Origin of the sequence: Oxalobacteraceae sp. CFBP 8761 (genome assembly GCA_014841595.1) — a bacterium.
Taxonomy (GTDB): domain Bacteria; phylum Pseudomonadota; class Gammaproteobacteria; order Burkholderiales; family Burkholderiaceae_D; genus Telluria.
Genome location: JACYUE010000001.1, coordinates 2,561,438 through 2,577,374, shown reverse-complemented (window position 1 = coordinate 2,577,374; position 15,937 = coordinate 2,561,438). Strand labels below are relative to the sequence as shown.

Below are 15,937 nucleotides of genomic sequence, written 5' to 3'. Positions count from 1 at the left end.
CGAAGCGCATTGGATGGACAGGAGATTCACGTGGACAACGCCAGCGAATTCCTGCGCATGCTGCAGAACGACCGTTCGCTATCGGGAGCGCACCGGCCCATCCGGCTGCGTCTCGGCCATGCTGATCATCCACTTGCCACCATCCTGTTGCCGCAACGTGTCACGGGCAGCGAAGCCATTTGCGGTGGCCTCGAGTACACCGTCACCTGCGTTGCGTCCACACCGCGCCTGCCGCTCAAGGAACTGATCGCGCTGCCGGCCGAAGTCGCGCTTGTCACCGATCGTGGCGGCTTGCGCGGCGTGTGCGGCATCGTGGCCGAAGCACGCGCCGGCGATTTCGACGGTGGCCTGGGCGTGTACCAGCTGGTGATCCGCGACGCGCTGGCGATCATGGAAAAGCGCATCAACAGCCGCGTGTTTCGCTACCAGAACGAACTCGAGATCGTGCAGGTGCTGTTCGATGAATGGCGCCTGTCGAACAGCGTGCTGGCCAGCGCCTTCGATTACGAACTCGATCCGCTGTTCGACCCGCGCCAGTTTCCGCCGCGCGAGCAGACCATGCAATACAACGAGTCCGACGCCGCCTTCGTGCGCCGCCTGCTGCGCCGGCGTGGCGTGGCCTGGACCTTCCGCCCCGGCCACGCGCGCAGCAGGACGGCGGGCAGCGAACGCGACGCGTCACCTGCCCACACGCTGGTGCTGTTCAACGATCCCAGCACGCTGCCCCGTAATAGCGCCGGCGCCGTGCGCTACCACCAGGGCGGCGCCAGCGAAGAGCGCGACACGATCGTGTCATGGTGCGCCGCGCGCCGCCTGCAGGCTGGCAGCACGACGCGGCACAGCTGGGATTATCGCAATCCGCTGGGCACCAGCTTCATGACGGCCACCGCGCGTGGCATGGCCGACCAGGGGCCCAGCGGCAATGGGCTGGCCGCCAGCCTGGACGACTACCAGGTCGAGATGCCCCATGCCGGCAACGATGTCGAAGACCACTGGCGCCTGGGGCAGCTGCGCATGAACCGGCACGAGCTCGACACCAAATGCTTTCATGGCGCGGGCACCGTGCGCGACCTGCGCGCCGGCGAGTGGTTCACCCTTGGCGGCCATCCCGAGATCGACACGCACCCGCCCGCCGAACGCGACTTCGTCATCACCGCACTGCAGGTCGAGGCCGAGAACAACCTGCCGGCTGACGTTGCGCAGCGCGTGCGGCGGCTGATGGGAACGGCGCTCACTGGCGCCGACTGCGCGTTTGCGGCGTCGGTGCTGGCGTCAGTGGCCGGGGCTGCGCTGGCGCATGCGCCCGCATCTTCGGCTGCATCCGGCGCCATACGCGTGCGGGCCAGCTTCGACGCCGTGCGGCGCGGCATTCCGCTGGCCCCCGGGTTCGACCCGCGTACCGACCTGCCGCATCCGCAACTGCAAAGCGCCATCGTGACCGGTCCGCCTGGCGAAGAAGTCCATTGCGATGCGCTGGGCCGCGTCAAGATCCGCTTTCCCGGCATGCGCACGGACGACCACCGGCACGCACATGGGGCGGGGGCGTCGGGTACGCCCGCCGACTCGGCCTGGGTGCGCGTCGCGTCCAACTGGGCCGGGGCTGGCGCTGGCAGCCAGCAGCAATCGGGCACGCTTGGCATGCCGCGCGTGGGCACCGAGGTCCTGGTGGCGTTCATGGGCGGCGATCCCGACCGGCCCGTGATCCTGTCACAGCTGTACAACGAGCGTTCGCAGCCACCCGCGCTCAGCCGCGCGGGTGGCTTGCCGGGCAACCGCTACCTGGCCGGCATGCGCAGCCGTGAGATTGGCGGCGCGCGTGGCGGGCAGTTGCTGTTCGACGATACACCGGGCCAGATCGGCGTGCAGCTGGCGAGCGACCACGCGGCTGCCGAACTCAATCTGGGCTGGCTGTCCGATCCTCGCTCGAGTGGCACGGCCAGGGCACGCGGTGAGGGCGCCGAGCTTCGCAGCAGCAAGGCCGTTGCCGTGCGCGGCGGCGAAGGCATCCTGCTCAGTGCCGGCGGCAGCGACGCCGATGGTGGCGCCCAGTTGGAACGCGGCGCGCTGGTCGGCATCGCCGAGGTGATGCACGGCGTGCTCGATGAACTGGGCCGGCTGGCGGGCGCGCACGGCGAAGAGCATGCGGCCAGCCCGCGCCTGGCCGAGCTCACCGAGCGCCTGCGCCGCTGGCACGACGGTTCGAATGTGGCCCCAGGCCTGGCGCAGGGCGGCGCACCGATGGTGGCGGTGAGCGCGCCGGCCGGGGTGGTGCTGGCCAGCGATGACGCCATCGCGCTGGCCGCGCGCACCAAGATCGACATCGTCTCGACCGGCGACACCGAACTGGCGGCCGGGCGCAGCTTGTTTTTGCGGGCGTCGCGTGCGCTCAGCCTGTTCGCGTATGACCTGGGCATGAAACTGATTGCGGCGCGCGGCGACATCGTCGTCGAAACGCACAAGGGCGATATCGAGATCAAGTCGTCCAACCGGATTCGCCTGATCGCCGCCACCGGCATCGAGCTCGAAGCGCCGTCGGTCAAGGTGGTGTCGCAGGGCACGCAAACCGACTGGCACGGCGGCGCGATCACCCACCAGAGCAGCGGCAACCACGTCATCAAGGCCGCCAGCGTCGACTACCTCACAGGCGGTGGCGGCATGCCGGCTGGCCTGCGGCTGCCGGCCACCATCCTCGAAACCGATGAGCGCGTGGTGGTCGTCGACCGCCAGACCAACCTGCCGGCCAGGGGGCAGCGCTATATCGCGCAGCACGAGGACGGCACCCGCATCGAAGGCATTACCGACGATGAAGGCCGCACGGGCATCCTTCACAGCTACGCCATGGGCGACATCGAATTCCGTCTGCTGGCCGATGACCAGTCCAGCGATCCGACGCCCGCCAGCACGGACAGAGCATGAGCGAGCCGACCCGGCCCATTCACCAGCCCACCGTCGAGCGCGACGGCAGCCTGGTGGCCCACACGGTCGCCACGCCAGTTGCATTCAAGGTGCGCGCGCGCGTGACGATCGGATCGCGCAAGGTCATTCCCGTCATTTTCGTTCCCGGCAGCATGGGCTCGAACCTGCGGGCGCGTGCCAGTTTGAACAAGCGTGACGACGACGCGCTGCGCGCGGGCGAGCCCGCATGGCGCCCACCGAATCACCTCGCCGGCAAATACCGCGAGGCCGACGTATGGGAAACACGCGCGCCTGCACTGCGCCAGCGCATCCTCGATCCCGCCATCCTCGAGGTGGATCCTGACGGCGAACTCGACTTCCCGCTCTGCGGCCTGGAGCCGGACGTCATGCGCGAGCGGGGCTGGGGAGAAATCCACGCCGACTCGTACGGCGCGCTGCTGGTCGACCTGCAACGCAACCTGGACAAGACGTTCCAGCTCTCGCCCCAGGGGGCGCGCCTGGTGCGCCTGCACTGGAAGCGGGTGATGCAGTGCGACCCCGAACGCTGGGGCGTGCGGCAGATCGAGCATGTCACCGAAGCCGAACTCGAACACTACGCCGGCTACCAGTATCCGGTCTATGCCTTCGGCTACAACTGGCTGGCGTCGTGCGACGTCGCGGCAAAACGCCTGCGCGCACGGATCGACGGGATACGCGCCTTCTGGACCAACCGCAAGCATGCATGCCGCCACGTGATCCTGGTGACCCACTCGATGGGCGGACTGGTCGCGCGTGCCTGCGCACGCCTGAGCGAAGGGGCAGGCGGCGCCTCGGACATCGCCGGCATCGTGCACGCCGTGATGCCGGCGCTGGGCGCCCCGGTTGCGTACCGGCGCATGGCCTGCGGCACCGAGGCAGGCAACTTTACCAACGGGCCACTGGCCAATTTTGCGGCGTCCGGGTTCGCCGATATCGCCGGCGACACGAGCGCCAAGACGATGCCGGTGATGGCGGTGGCGCCCGGCCTGCTGCAACTGCTGCCGAATCATCTTTATCCGGCGCCGTGGCTGGTGATCAAAACGTTGCGTGGCGTGAACGCGCACGAGGATCTGCGCGACATGGTGTCGCTACCGGATGGCAATCCCTACGATATGTATCGGGACATGACGTCGTGGCACCGGATGATCGACCCGGCGTTGGCGGACCCGGCGCAGCGCTACGCCAAGCTGCATGGGGGGCCGGTCAAGAAAATTCTCGATGCAATCAACGAGGCGGAGCGCTTTCATCGCCAGGTTCTGGGCGTCGAAGGGAAGGGCGGCAAGAGCACGCCGTACTATCACCGCCACTCCTACGCTTTTTACGGCGCGGACAAAACGCTGAAAGCGTATGGCAAGATTCGCTGGGTGGCGCGCATGCCCTCGACGTCGCCAGCCGTGCTCACGACCGCCAACGTGCGGGCGGCAAAGCTGGTCGCCGATGGTGGGAAAGGCAGTGCCGACACGCGCGAGGTGGAAACCGCGAACGGTGTCCGGCTGCGCTTTGTCTTGTGGCCGCAGGACGAACAAGGCGATGAAACCGTGCCGCTGCAATCCGGCGCAGGGGCGGCAGCGCACGTGCGCGGAGCGTTCTCACCAACGGGTTTTCGGCACCAGGACAGTTTCCAGCACGAAGACATGCTGCTGCTGACGCGCCATCTCATCGTCAAGATCGTTCAGGAAGTCCGATGAAGCGGCTGAAGAGCCGCCATGTGCGTTGGGTCGGTATAGCGATGGCGTCAGCCCTGACGCTGGTGTCCTTTCTCGCGAACTCGTTCCAGACCGACGAGGATAGGCAAAAGGTGGCAAAGATGACCGGCACGATGAAGACCGTCTGCGTGGGCCGTTTCCTGATCGACCTTCCCGCCGAGGCGACGGTGCGTCTGCGACGTGGCTTCGTCGGCGGTTACGACGTTGTCAGCACCGATCGTGAAACGGACGACGACTTCACGGAACGTCTTGGCGCACTGGAAAACACGCTGCTTGACGGGAAAGACGAGTACGGCAAGCTGGAGTCGGCGAAGGACTTGCTGTCTGCGACGGGGCAGGGCAAGGTGTTCGTACACAACCGGCGCCCGGCCCAGACCATCGAAAACGGTCATGTCGTGGCGATTGAAGACGTGGACGTGCTTGGCCTGTTGAGACTACCCCACGTCAGCATCGACGCGCAGGCGCAGGGCATGGCGCCGGGCAGCGGGGACGGACTGGCACGCGTGCTGCGCCGGTTTCGCGCGATGCAGCCCGGCGAGATACCGCGCGAGCCGGGGTTTTGTCTTGACCATGCCATCGTGCTCGATCCGTACGACGACGCGGACACGGAAAGCGTCGTGCTGTTCGCCGGCCTGCCGGGCCATCCTGACGTGAGTATCGTGCTCTCGTCGATGGCAGGGGTGACGCCCGCCCCGCGCCTGCTCGAACGGCATGCGATCACGGTCGACCGCCGTCCGCTGTTCATGCAGCTTGCGTTCTCGCATCTGCGTGAAGCGGCGCGCGCCATCAATGGCCTTGACGGCGACGAACTGGTCATGCGGGTGCGCGAACCCAATTTCACGACCGGCTATTCGTTTCAGTGGGAAATGCCCGGGCGCCAGGCGGATGTCAACATGCCGTTCATGACACTGGAACTGGCCGCCGGCACCAATCCGGCCAGTGGCGGCAAGCCGGTGCAGTCGACGTTGTCCGAGGGGGCGCTGATCGATCTGTGGGACCGGATCGCCGGCAGTCTCCGGCTGCGGCCGACCGCAATCCAGGCGCCAGCGGCTGTCGAAGCGCCGGCCACTGCGCTCGGCGCCATCGCGCTCGCCGGTGACAGTTGTCCGCACACGGGCTGGTGGCAGTGTACCGAGGTCAACGCCCGCGTGCGTGTCTACAACGGGCAACGCCAGTTCATCGCCGAAGGCAAGCGCATGCCGCAAGCGCTGCTGCTGCCGCAACCAACCGTCTGGCAGCGGGTCAGGGGTTTGCAGCCGAGCTATGAAAGCCGAAGCCTGACCCGGTGGCGTCTGGCGGACAAGCGCCACCGTCCCCGTGCCCCGGTTCAGATCATGCCAGCGCCTGCTGAGACCGGGTTAGCCATCCCGGGTCATGCAAGCAGTCTCGCCCCCGCCTTTGAGCCTGACCTTGCCCCCGTCATTGCGCCTGATCTTGCGTCCGGCCTTACGCCAGACCCGGACATCATGCCCCACGACGACGCCCTGATCGGCAGCGTCGCGCAAAGCAGTGCAGCCTGCCCGGCCAGCGGATGGTGGCGCTGTGACGACAGCGAGGCGCTCGATGGCACGCGCTGGTTTGCCGCCGGCAGCCAGCTGCCACGTGCATCGTTCGCACAACGCGTCCGCCGGCACAGCAGCTGGACACTGGTGCGGATTGCAAGCGAGCCTTGAGTGCATCGATCCGATCCGGACAGCCGCTTGACGCGGAAACACGAAGGAGATGTCATGGACGACCCGGTGACGCGCCAGAAAGACTGGATGGTCCGCCCGACCGCCGTGGCGACGGCCAGGTTCATCGTCGCTGCAATGGCGATCGGGCGCAAGTCGGGCGTCAGCCGCCCGGCCGCCTGACCGACGCTTGTTCTCTAACCCATGCGCAGCGCCATCCTTGCCTTCACCGCAGGCGCTGCCTGGCTCCAGACCCGGCCCGCATTGCCGGAACCAGCCAGCCTCGCAGCCTGCTTGGCCACTGCCATCGTCGTTTGCGTGATCCTGCGCGGCTTCCCCCGCAAGCTGATTGCCGGCCTGCTGCTCGGCGCCTGCTGGGCAGCCGTCCTTGCCCACACTGCGCTGGGCGACGCATTGCCGCTTGCGGACGAAGGCCGCGAGATCGCCGTGACCGGCGTCATCGCGAGCCTGCCGCATCGCTTCGACGGTGGCGTGCGTTTCCAGTTCGACGTCGCGCACGTCGACACGCCCGGTGCGACCGTGCCGCCCAAAATCATCCTGTCCTGGTACAGCGCGAGCGCCGCCGATCCGGCGTTCGTGCAGCCGGGCGAACGCTGGCGCCTTGTCGTGCGCCTGCAGCGCCCGCACGGCAACGCCAATCCGCACGGCTTCGATTACGAGGCATGGTTGCTGGAACAGGGCGTCCGCGCGACGGGCTACGTGCGCCCGGCCGGCCCGCGCAATGCCCGCCTGGCGGCATGGACGCCGGACGCCGGTTATGCGCTGGAGCGGGCTCGGGGCTGGCTACGCAGCCGCATCCTGGCGGTCCTGAACGGCAAGCCGTATGCGGGCGTGATCGTTGCGCTGGTGATCGGTGACCAGCGTGGTATCGACCAGGCGTCGTGGGACGTGTTCAACCGCACCGGGATCAGCCACCTCGTCTCGATCTCCGGCCTGCACATCACGATGCTGGCGGGCCTGGCTGCGTGGGCGACGTCGTGGCTGTGGCGCTGCTCACTGTTCACCGGTGCGAACCTGCCATTGCACCTTCCCGCCCAGAAGGCGGCCGCGCTGGCGGGCGCCCTGGTAGCGCTGCTGTACGTGCTGCTGGCAGGCTTCGGCGTGCCGGCCCAGCGCACTTTCTACATGCTGGCGGTGGTCGCGCTCGCGCTGTGGTGCGGGCGCATCACCTCGATGTCACACGTGCTGTGCCTGGCGCTGGGCGTGGCCGTGCTGCGCGATCCATGGGCGATGCTGTGGCCGGGTTTCTGGCTGTCGTTCGGGGCGGTGGCGGCGATCCTGTATGCGTGCAGTGGCCGCCTGGGTACGTCCACGCGCGGCTGGCGCGCCGGTCTCGTGGTGGCGGCGCGCACCCAATGGGCCGTCACGCTGGGCCTGGCGCCGCTTACGCTGCTGCTGTTCGGGCAGGTGTCGCTGGTCAGCCCCCTCGCCAACGCGGTGGCGATTCCCGTCATCAGCCTGTTCGTCACGCCGCTGGCGTTGGCCGGCAGCGTGCTGCCGTCGCCGCTGGCCGATCTGGTGCTGGGCAGCGCGCACCTGGCGATCGTCGTACTGGTGTGGCCCCTGACGTGGATGTCCGCGCCCGCACTGGCCGTATGGACCGCGCCCGCGCCAACACCGTGGATCCTCGTGCTGGCCCTGGCCGGCACCGCATGGATGCTGGCGCCGCGCGGGTGGCCACAGCGCTGGGCGGGCCTGGCCGCGTGGACGCCGCTGCTGACCCACATGCCGGCCGCGCCAGCGGCAGGGCGGTTCGACATCACGGCGTTTGATGTCGGCCAGGGCATGGCCCTGCTGGTCGAAACGCAGCACCATCGCCTGCTATACGATACCGGCCCGCTGTACGCGCCCGGCGCAAGCGGCGCCACGCGCGTGATCCTGCCTTACCTGCGCGGCCGGGGCATCGGCCGGCTCGATGCACTGGTGATTTCTCACAGCGACCTCGATCACATCGGCGGCGCCGAGGCAGTGTTGCAGACCGTGCGGGTAGGGCAGTTGATCTCGTCACTGCCCGATGACCACCGGCTGCTCGGCAAGGCCACGCACCCGGCCCGCTGCAGCGCCGGCCAGGCCTGGCACTGGGACGGCGTGCGCTTCGAGATGCTCGCGCCAGATAGCGCCAGCTACGCCAACCCGCGCCTGAAAAGCAATGCGCGCAGTTGCGTGCTGCGCATCAGCGCGGGCGGCAAGGCGATCCTGCTGGCCGGCGATATCGAAGCGGCACAGGAAGCCGCGCTGCTGGACACTGACGCTGACCGTCTGCGCGCCGACGTGCTGCTGGCGCCGCACCATGGCAGCGGCACCTCGTCGAGCGCAGCGTTCCTGCAAGCGGTGGCGCCGACAGTCGGGATTTTCCAGGTAGGTCATCGCAATCGGTATCGCCACCCGCAAAAGCTCATCTACGGGCGCTATGGCGCCATGGGCATCGAGCGCATTCGCACCGATGAGCGGGGCGCCGTCACGCTGGCGTTCGGGGCCAGCCTGGAAGTGGCAACCTACCGTGCGACCCACGCCCGCTATTGGTACGGGCGTTGAGCCGCAGACGTCATCGTCCGGCCGCAGGCAGCGTGATCGTCACCTGCAAGCCCCCGCCATCGCGATTGGCCACCACGATCTCGCCGTCATGTGCCTGCACCACGCGCTGCGCAATGGCCAGTCCAAGCCCATGCCCGTCGACACCGGTGCGCGACGCGCCGGAGCGGAAGAACGGCTGGAAGATCGCGGAAAGATCTTCGGGCGCGATGCCCGGCCCCCGGTCGCACACCTCGACCCGTGCCACGCCATCCACGGCGCGCACGGACACCGCCACGACGCCGCCCGGCGCGCCATGTCTGGCTGCATTGCGCACCACGTTCTCGAGCGCGCTCCAGAGCAGGTCCGGGTCGCCGCTGACGTTGACGCTGTCGTCGGCGTCGAAGTCGACGCGCAGTGCCGCGCCGTGATCGTCGGCGGCCCGGGCCTGGCCGGCCTCGAAGCGCGCATCGGCGACAAGACCATCGACCAGCTCCACCAGATCCACCGGCTCGCGCCGCAGCACGTCGGGCGACGCTTCCAGGCGCGACAGCGTCAAGAGTTCGCCGATCAGCTTGTCCATGCGGTTGCTTTCGCGCTCGATGCGTTCGAGCGTGATGCCGATCTTGTCCGGCTGCTGGTGCGCCAGGCCCAGCGCCGCCTGCATCCGCGCCAGCGGCGAGCGCAGTTCATGCGAGACGTCGTGCAGCAGCCGGCGCTGGCCATCCATCAGCGCGCGCAGGCGTGCGCTCATGCGGTCGAAGTCGCGGCCCAGGTCGACCAGTTCGTCGCCGCCCTTGGCGCCGGGACCGAAGCGTGGCGCCAGATCACCGGCGGCAGCGGCCTCGAAGGCGCTGCGCAGGGCACGGATGGGGCGCGAGAAATACCAGGCCAGCAGCGCCGCGAACAGCAGGCTGGCCAGCACGGTGGCGCCGATCACGACGCTTTGGCCGATACGGCGCCGCGGGCCGGGACCGGGCCCGAGGCCAGGCGTCAGCGTATCAGGGCCGATACCGTCGCGCAGCCCGTCCTGACGACCGGCGTCGCGGCCGATCTGGCGCCCGAAGCCACGCGACACAAACGCGATGTACTGCTCGCCGCCCGGGCCGACCAGGCGCCGCGCGCCGCGCCACACGGCACTGTCGCCAGCCTGGGCGCCATCGCGCAGTTCACGTTCGACTGCATGCATCAGTTCGGCCGGCACCGCGCGGCCCAGCAGTTCGTGGCGCGCCGCGTCGAGCACGAACAGTTGTGGGCGCCGCATGTCGGGCAGCAGGCTGCGCAGGGCGGGCAAGCCGCCGTGGCGCAGCGTGGCGGCGGCGGCGTCGAGCGCGATCGCTGCCGGTGGGCCGCTGTCGAGCACGGGCGTGGCGCGCTGGCGCGCCTGATCGCGCAGCCAGAACACGCCGCCCACGCCGATGGTTGCGGCCACCTGCGCCAGCAGGATGCACAGGAAGAACTTCCAGAACAACCGGCCCATGCTACTCCTTGATCAACTGGTAGCCCTGGCGGTAGATCGTCTGCAGGCACGAGCGGCCGTCGGCCAACGGCCCCAGCTTGTGCCGCAGGCTGCTCAGGTGGACGTCGATATTGCGGTCGAACCGCGCCAGCGGCCGGCCCAGGCCCTGTTCGGACAAATCGTTCTTGCTGACCGGGCGGCCGGCATTGCGGGCCAGGACTTCGAGCAGATTGAATTCGGTGCTGGTCAGGTCAAGGTGCTGGCCGTCCCAGGTAGCGCGGCGCTGTTCGGGCAGCATCGTCAGCTTGCCGACGCTGAGCACGACCCCGGCGCCGCTCTCTGGCACGGCCTGGGTGCGGCGCAGGATGGCGCGTACGCGCGCCGTCAGTTCACGTGGCGTGCACGGCTTGGCCACGTAATCGTCGGCCCCCAGTTCGAGGCCCAGAATACGGTCGGCGTCGTCACCGCGCGCCGTGAGCATCAGCACCGGCATGCGGCTGCCGGCGCGGATCTGGCGCAGCGCTTCGATGCCGCCCGCGCCGGGCATCATGACATCCAGGACCGCGATGGCGTAGCCGCCGGTCAGCGCGGCGCGCGCGCCGTCCTCGCCATTGTGCATGCAGGTGACGGAAAAGCCTTCCTGTTCGAGGTATTCGGCAAACATGCCGACCAGTTCGACGTCGTCGTCGATGAGTAAAACGTGATTCATGGCGACAGGATAGCGCAGCAGGTCGGCGCCGTCTGCGGTGCTTTACGCGGATTTACCTGGCTTAGACGCGCTTTACACGCCGCCGCCACACAATGGCCGCTCTGATAACACGAGAGGTCTTCGATGACACGACCAGCTTCCCCGCGCTCCACACTATCCCGATTGCGCGCCGCGACAGCGTTCTCCGTCTGCCTGCTGACCGCGCCCACGGTCCTGGCCCAGCCGATGCCGCCACCGGACGGTCCTGGGCGCGACGGCCCGCCGTTCGGTCAATGGCACGAGCGCGACGGCGAAGCCGGCCCGTTCGGCATGCCGCCATTCCTGCGCGGCCTGAACCTGAGCGAAGCGCAGAACGAGCGCGTCTTCACGATCCTGCACGGCCAGGCGCCCCGGCGGCGCGCGCTGGACCTTGCCGGGCGCAAGGCCGACGCGGTGCTGCGCGCGGTGGCCCGTGCACCGGAATTCGACGGGGCCGCAGCATCCGCCGCCGCGCAGGCGCTGGGCCAGGCGATCGCCGACCAGGAGCTGCTGCGGCTGCAGACACGCGCCATGCTCAAGGCAGTGCTCACGCCACAACAGCGTGCGCAGCTTGACGCGCCGCGTGGCAGGGACCGCAAAGCCGATCATGAACAACACGATATCCATGAGGGAGACCGCAGAAAATGACCGCAGCACGCCATCATCAAGACACCGAGCAGCACGCCGACCACGACGCTGACCACCACCGGGGCCTCGCTGCCGACGTTGCCCGCATGCTGACCCGGTCAGCCACCCGGCGCCAGTCGCTGCGCTGGCTGTTTGTCGGCGCGGGCAGTGCGGTCTTGCCGCTTGCCGGCTGCGGCGGCGTCAGCGCCGATGATGGCTTCGGGTTGTCCAGTTCCACCACAACCACGGGCGCCGCCAGCACGGGCAGCGGCAGCGCAGTGTGTTCGGTGATTCCCGAAGAAACCGGCGGCCCCTACCCGGGCGACGGCACCAACGCCAATGCCAATGGCGTAGCCAATGCGCTGGTCCTGTCGGGCATCGTGCGCAGCGATATCCGGACCAGCGTGGCCGGGGCCAGCGGCGTGGCGGCCGGTGTGCCGCTGACGATCCGTTTGAGGATCGAGAACGTGGCGCAGGGCTGCGCGGCGACCGCCGGCGCCACGGTCTACCTGTGGCACTGCACGCGCGAAGGGGGTTACTCGATGTACAGCAGCGGCATCGTGAGCGAGAACTACCTGCGCGGCGTGCAGGAAGCCGACAGCGAAGGCTACGTCACGTTCACGACCATCTTCCCCGGTTGCTACGACGGGCGGATGCCGCACGTGCACTTCGAGGTCTATCCGTCGCTGGCCAAGGCGACGAACGCCGCGAACCGCATCAAGACATCGCAGTTCACCTTCCCGCTGGCGATTGCCAATGAGGCCTATACCAGCAGCGGCTATGCGAGCAGCATCGGCAATCTGGCGCGGATGAGCTTCGCGCTCGACAACGTGTTCAGCGACGGGACGGCGCTGCAGATGGCGAGCGTCACGGGCACGGCCAGCCAGGGCTACAGCGCCACGCTGACAGTCGGCGTAAATTGGTGAATACGCTCTAAACGCGCTCCCAAGATCGGGGCCGGGGCCGGAGACGCCATTACAATGGGCCGCATAATTTGGCCACCATCACCGGCCACCATCCCTGACCACCATCGCTGACCATGCCCAAACCGCTGCTGCACTTCGCCCACGGGAACAGCTACCCGGCTGGCACCTACAACCGCCTGCTGGCGCAGCTTGCCGAACACTACGACGTGCGCACGCTGGACATGCATGGCCACGATCCGCGCTACCCGGTGGGCGATGGCTGGAACACGCTGACCGACGAGCTGATCGCGCACCTCGAAGGCTACGGCCAGCCGGCGATCCTTGTTGGCCATTCGCTGGGCGGCGCGCTGTCGACGATGGCGGCGCGGCGCCGGCCCGATCTGGTGCGTTGTGTGGTGATGCTCGATTCACCCGTGGTGGCCGGCTGGCGCGCGCTGGTCTGGCGCCTGGCCAAGCTGGCGGGGTGGGGCGCACGGCTGTCGCCGGCGCGCTTTTCGTACAAGCGGCGCGAGCACTGGCCGGACCGTGACGCCGCCTTCCGCCACTTCCACGCGAAGTCGATCTTCCAGGCCTGGGCGCCGGGCGCGCTCGACGACTACATGGAGCATGGCCTGGCGCCGCATCCCGACGGCGTCACGCTGCGCTTCCGGCGCGACGTCGAATCCGCCATTTACCAGTCCCTGCCGCACCACATGGGCGCCGTGATCCGCGCGCCGTTCCCGGTGCCCGTCGGCTTCATCGCCGGCACCATGTCTGAAGAGATGCGGCAGGCAGGACTCGCCTCCACGCGCAAGCTGGTGGGCGAGCACCTGGCCATGATCGAAGGCGGTCATCTGTATCCGCTCGAAAAACCGGCCGAAACGGCGCGGCTGGTCCACGCGATGATCAAGCGTCTGCTTGGCGGCACCAAGGCGGCAGGGTAGCAAATCAATCGTTGTCAAAGCCTCACGGCCAGCGCCTTTTCGCGTAAAATCGCGTGATTTTCTCCCTGCTGGAAACCCACAAATGACTATCAAGAGCGACAACTGGATCCGCCGCATGGCGCAAAGCACTGGCATGATCGAGCCATTCGAGCCGCAGCAGGTGCGCGAGCAGGATGGCCGCCGGATCATCTCGTTCGGCACCTCGTCGTACGGCTATGACATCCGCTGCGCCGATGAATTCAAGGTCTTCACCAACATCAACAGCACGATCGTCGACCCGAAGAACTTCGACTCGAACTCGTTCGTCGACATCAAGAGCGACGTCTGCATCATCCCGCCGAATTCGTTCGCGCTGGCGCGCACGATCGAATACTTCCGCATCCCGCGCAACGTGCTGACGATCTGCCTGGGCAAATCGACCTACGCGCGCTGCGGCATCATCGTCAATGTCACCCCGTTTGAACCCGAATGGGAAGGCTACGTGACGCTCGAGTTCTCGAACACGACGCCGCTGCCCGCGAAGATCTACGCGGGCGAAGGTTGCGCGCAGGTGCTGTTCTTCGAAAGCGATGAAGTCTGCGAAACGTCGTACAAGGACCGTGACGGCAAGTACCAGGGCCAGATCGGCGTGACACTGCCGAAAGCCTGAGCAACTGCACCACCATTCTGTATTCGGTCGGGGCAGACTGACCGCCGCAAGGCGGCCACACATGCACCGTACTCCACGGGCCTGACACCCGGTCAGGCCTGCGCTGCCGCCCCGTCACCGCCAAGCCGCATCCCCCATCTGTCTGCACCCTGCGCGTTCCGGGCACGCCTGCGCGCGCTGTTTCGATCTACAATAAATCACACAGTGATTTTTAGTTTCGCTGTGCAAAACTAAAATCATGGAGACCGTGTTGATGAAAACGCAGCTTGCACCCTGCACGTCCCGCCGCTTTGCCGCGCGGGTAGTACCGTCACTCACCGCCGTCCTGGCGCTGTCCGCCTGTGGTGGAGACGACGACGATGCTGTCGCACCGCCGCTGGCGACCACGCCGCCGGTTGCCATCCAGCCCGAACCACTCCGCCCGCAAGACGGGCGCACCTATGCGGTCATCGAAAGCAACCTGCCATTTAACAGCATGGCGAATGCGCCGGAGACCGACCGCTGGTGGGGCGTGCTGAACAAGGCCGGTTACCAGATCGAAGTGCCGAAAAACTGGAACGGCATGCTGGTCATGTACGCCCACGGCTATGGCGGCACGGGCCCGTCGCTGGAAGTGGCGCCGCCAGCGCTGCGCCGCCACCTGATCGGCCAGGGCTATGCGTGGGCCGCATCGAGCTACAGCACGAACTACTACGACGTGCGCGCCGGCGTCGAAGACACGAACGCGCTGGCGCTGGCTTTCCGTGACATCGCCGGCAAGAACGGCCGCACGCTGGCAGCGCCGAGCAAAACGTACATCATTGGTAATTCGATGGGTGGCCATGTCACGGCGGCTGCGGTGGATGAGGAAAACATCGAGACGGCCATCAACAAGATCCGCTACCACGGTGCGGTGCCGATGTGCGGCGTGCTGGGCGACACGGAGCTCTACGATTATTTTGCCGCCTATCAGACTGCCGCCATGGTGGAGGCCGGCATGCCGGCCACGCGCTGGCCGCCGGCCGACTGGGCGAGCATTGGCCCGCAGGTGCGGGCGAAGATGTTCTCCAGCTTCCCGGGTGGCAGCACGCCCACTGCGCCGGCCGTGCCGACCGCGCAAGGCCTGCGATTGAAGCAGATCGTTGCCAGCCTCAGTGGCGGCACGCGTCCACTGTTCGACTATGCCTATGCCAGCGCGTACCAGGCCACGGTCTGGGGCACGTTCGGGCGCGACGGCAAGATGCAGGGCATCCTTCTCGATGACGTCGTGACGACCAATGACATCTTCTTCCAGCTCGATGCCGACCCTGCCATCAGCGCCGACGAGGTCGCCTACAACGCGAGCATCTTCCGCGTGCCTGCCACATCGGGTGCGAACCGGCTGCGCCGCGACGGCTTGCGCTGGGTGCCCAAGACGAACGCCCGGATCACTGTGCCGGTGGTGACCATCCACACGCTGGGCGACCTGTACGTGCCGTTCAAGATGGAGCAGATCTACAAGCGCCGCGCCGATGCGCTGGGCACGTCGAACCTGCTGGTCCAGCGCGCCATCCGCGGGATCGCCCACTGCGACTTCACGATCGCCGAACAGGCATCCGCGTTCGACGCGATGGTCAAATGGGAGCAGAAGGGCGTCAAGCCCGAGGGTGACGACGTGCTGACGCCGTCCATCGTGGCCGATCCTCAGTACGGCTGCAAATTCACCGACAACACGCCGTCGGTGGACGACAGCCGTGCGTTGCTGGCCACGCGGGCCGCGTTGCCGCAGTGCGCGCCGCGCTGAACACGCACGCTTGATGCAACAA

The 15,937-nt window shown here is 67.6% G+C and carries 11 protein-coding genes; 9 read left to right on the top strand and 2 right to left on the bottom strand.

Annotated features, from left to right (window positions below; all coding sequences use genetic code 11):
* Positions 1–30 precede the first annotated feature (30 nt).
* The 4 genes from IFU00_11160 to IFU00_11145 all read left to right on the top strand — a co-directional run bounded on the left by IFU00_11160 (position 31) and on the right by IFU00_11145 (position 8,866).
* On the top strand, positions 31–2,916 hold the full coding sequence (locus IFU00_11160) for a type VI secretion system tip protein VgrG (protein MBD8542841.1): 2,886 nt from the start codon (positions 31–33) through the stop codon (positions 2,914–2,916).
* Positions 2,913–4,622 (top strand): hypothetical protein, encoded by a 1,710-nt coding sequence (locus tag IFU00_11155; GenBank protein MBD8542840.1) that lies wholly within the window; start codon positions 2,913–2,915, stop codon positions 4,620–4,622. The genes IFU00_11160 and IFU00_11155 overlap by 4 nt, the downstream gene beginning before the upstream one ends.
* Positions 4,619–6,313 (top strand): hypothetical protein, encoded by a 1,695-nt coding sequence (locus IFU00_11150; protein MBD8542839.1) that lies wholly within the window; start codon positions 4,619–4,621, stop codon positions 6,311–6,313. Before IFU00_11155 ends, IFU00_11150 begins: the two co-directional genes overlap by 4 nt.
* Before the next feature lie 201 nt (positions 6,314–6,514).
* Positions 6,515–8,866 carry a DNA internalization-related competence protein ComEC/Rec2 gene (locus tag IFU00_11145; GenBank protein ID MBD8542838.1) on the top strand — a complete coding sequence of 784 codons (2,352 nt, stop codon included), beginning with the start codon at positions 6,515–6,517 and terminating at the stop codon, positions 8,864–8,866.
* Between the two features lie 10 nt (positions 8,867–8,876).
* Here the strand turns inward: IFU00_11145 and IFU00_11140 are convergent, their stop codons facing one another.
* Complete coding sequence (locus tag IFU00_11140) at positions 8,877–10,322, bottom strand: HAMP domain-containing protein (protein ID MBD8542837.1); 1,446 nt, start codon at positions 10,320–10,322, stop codon at positions 8,877–8,879.
* Between the two features lies 1 nt (position 10,323).
* Positions 10,324–11,010 carry a response regulator transcription factor gene (locus tag IFU00_11135; GenBank protein MBD8542836.1) on the bottom strand — a complete coding sequence of 229 codons (687 nt, stop codon included), beginning with the start codon at positions 11,008–11,010 and terminating at the stop codon, positions 10,324–10,326.
* Positions 11,011–11,133: 123 nt separating this feature from the next.
* Here IFU00_11135 and IFU00_11130 point away from each other — a divergent pair, with 123 nt between their 5' ends.
* The 5 genes from IFU00_11130 (at position 11,134) to IFU00_11110 (ending at position 15,915) form a co-directional block, all read left to right on the top strand.
* Complete coding sequence (locus IFU00_11130; GenBank protein MBD8542835.1) at positions 11,134–11,676, top strand: periplasmic heavy metal sensor; 543 nt, start codon at positions 11,134–11,136, stop codon at positions 11,674–11,676.
* The gene (locus IFU00_11125; GenBank protein ID MBD8542834.1) at positions 11,673–12,581 is read left to right on the top strand and encodes an intradiol ring-cleavage dioxygenase; all 909 of its coding nucleotides are present in this window, start codon (positions 11,673–11,675) and stop codon (positions 12,579–12,581) included. Before IFU00_11130 ends, IFU00_11125 begins: the two co-directional genes overlap by 4 nt.
* 113 nt (positions 12,582–12,694) lie before the next feature.
* Complete coding sequence (locus IFU00_11120; protein MBD8542833.1) at positions 12,695–13,504, top strand: alpha/beta hydrolase; 810 nt, start codon at positions 12,695–12,697, stop codon at positions 13,502–13,504.
* A gap of 82 nt (positions 13,505–13,586) precedes the next feature.
* A complete protein-coding gene (locus IFU00_11115) occupies positions 13,587–14,153 on the top strand; it encodes a dCTP deaminase (protein ID MBD8542832.1) in 567 nt (188 codons plus the stop codon).
* Positions 14,154–14,406: 253 nt separating this feature from the next.
* Entirely contained in the window at positions 14,407–15,915 is a 1,509-nt protein-coding gene (locus IFU00_11110) for an alpha/beta hydrolase (protein MBD8542831.1), read from the top strand.
* Positions 15,916–15,937 lie beyond the last annotated feature (22 nt).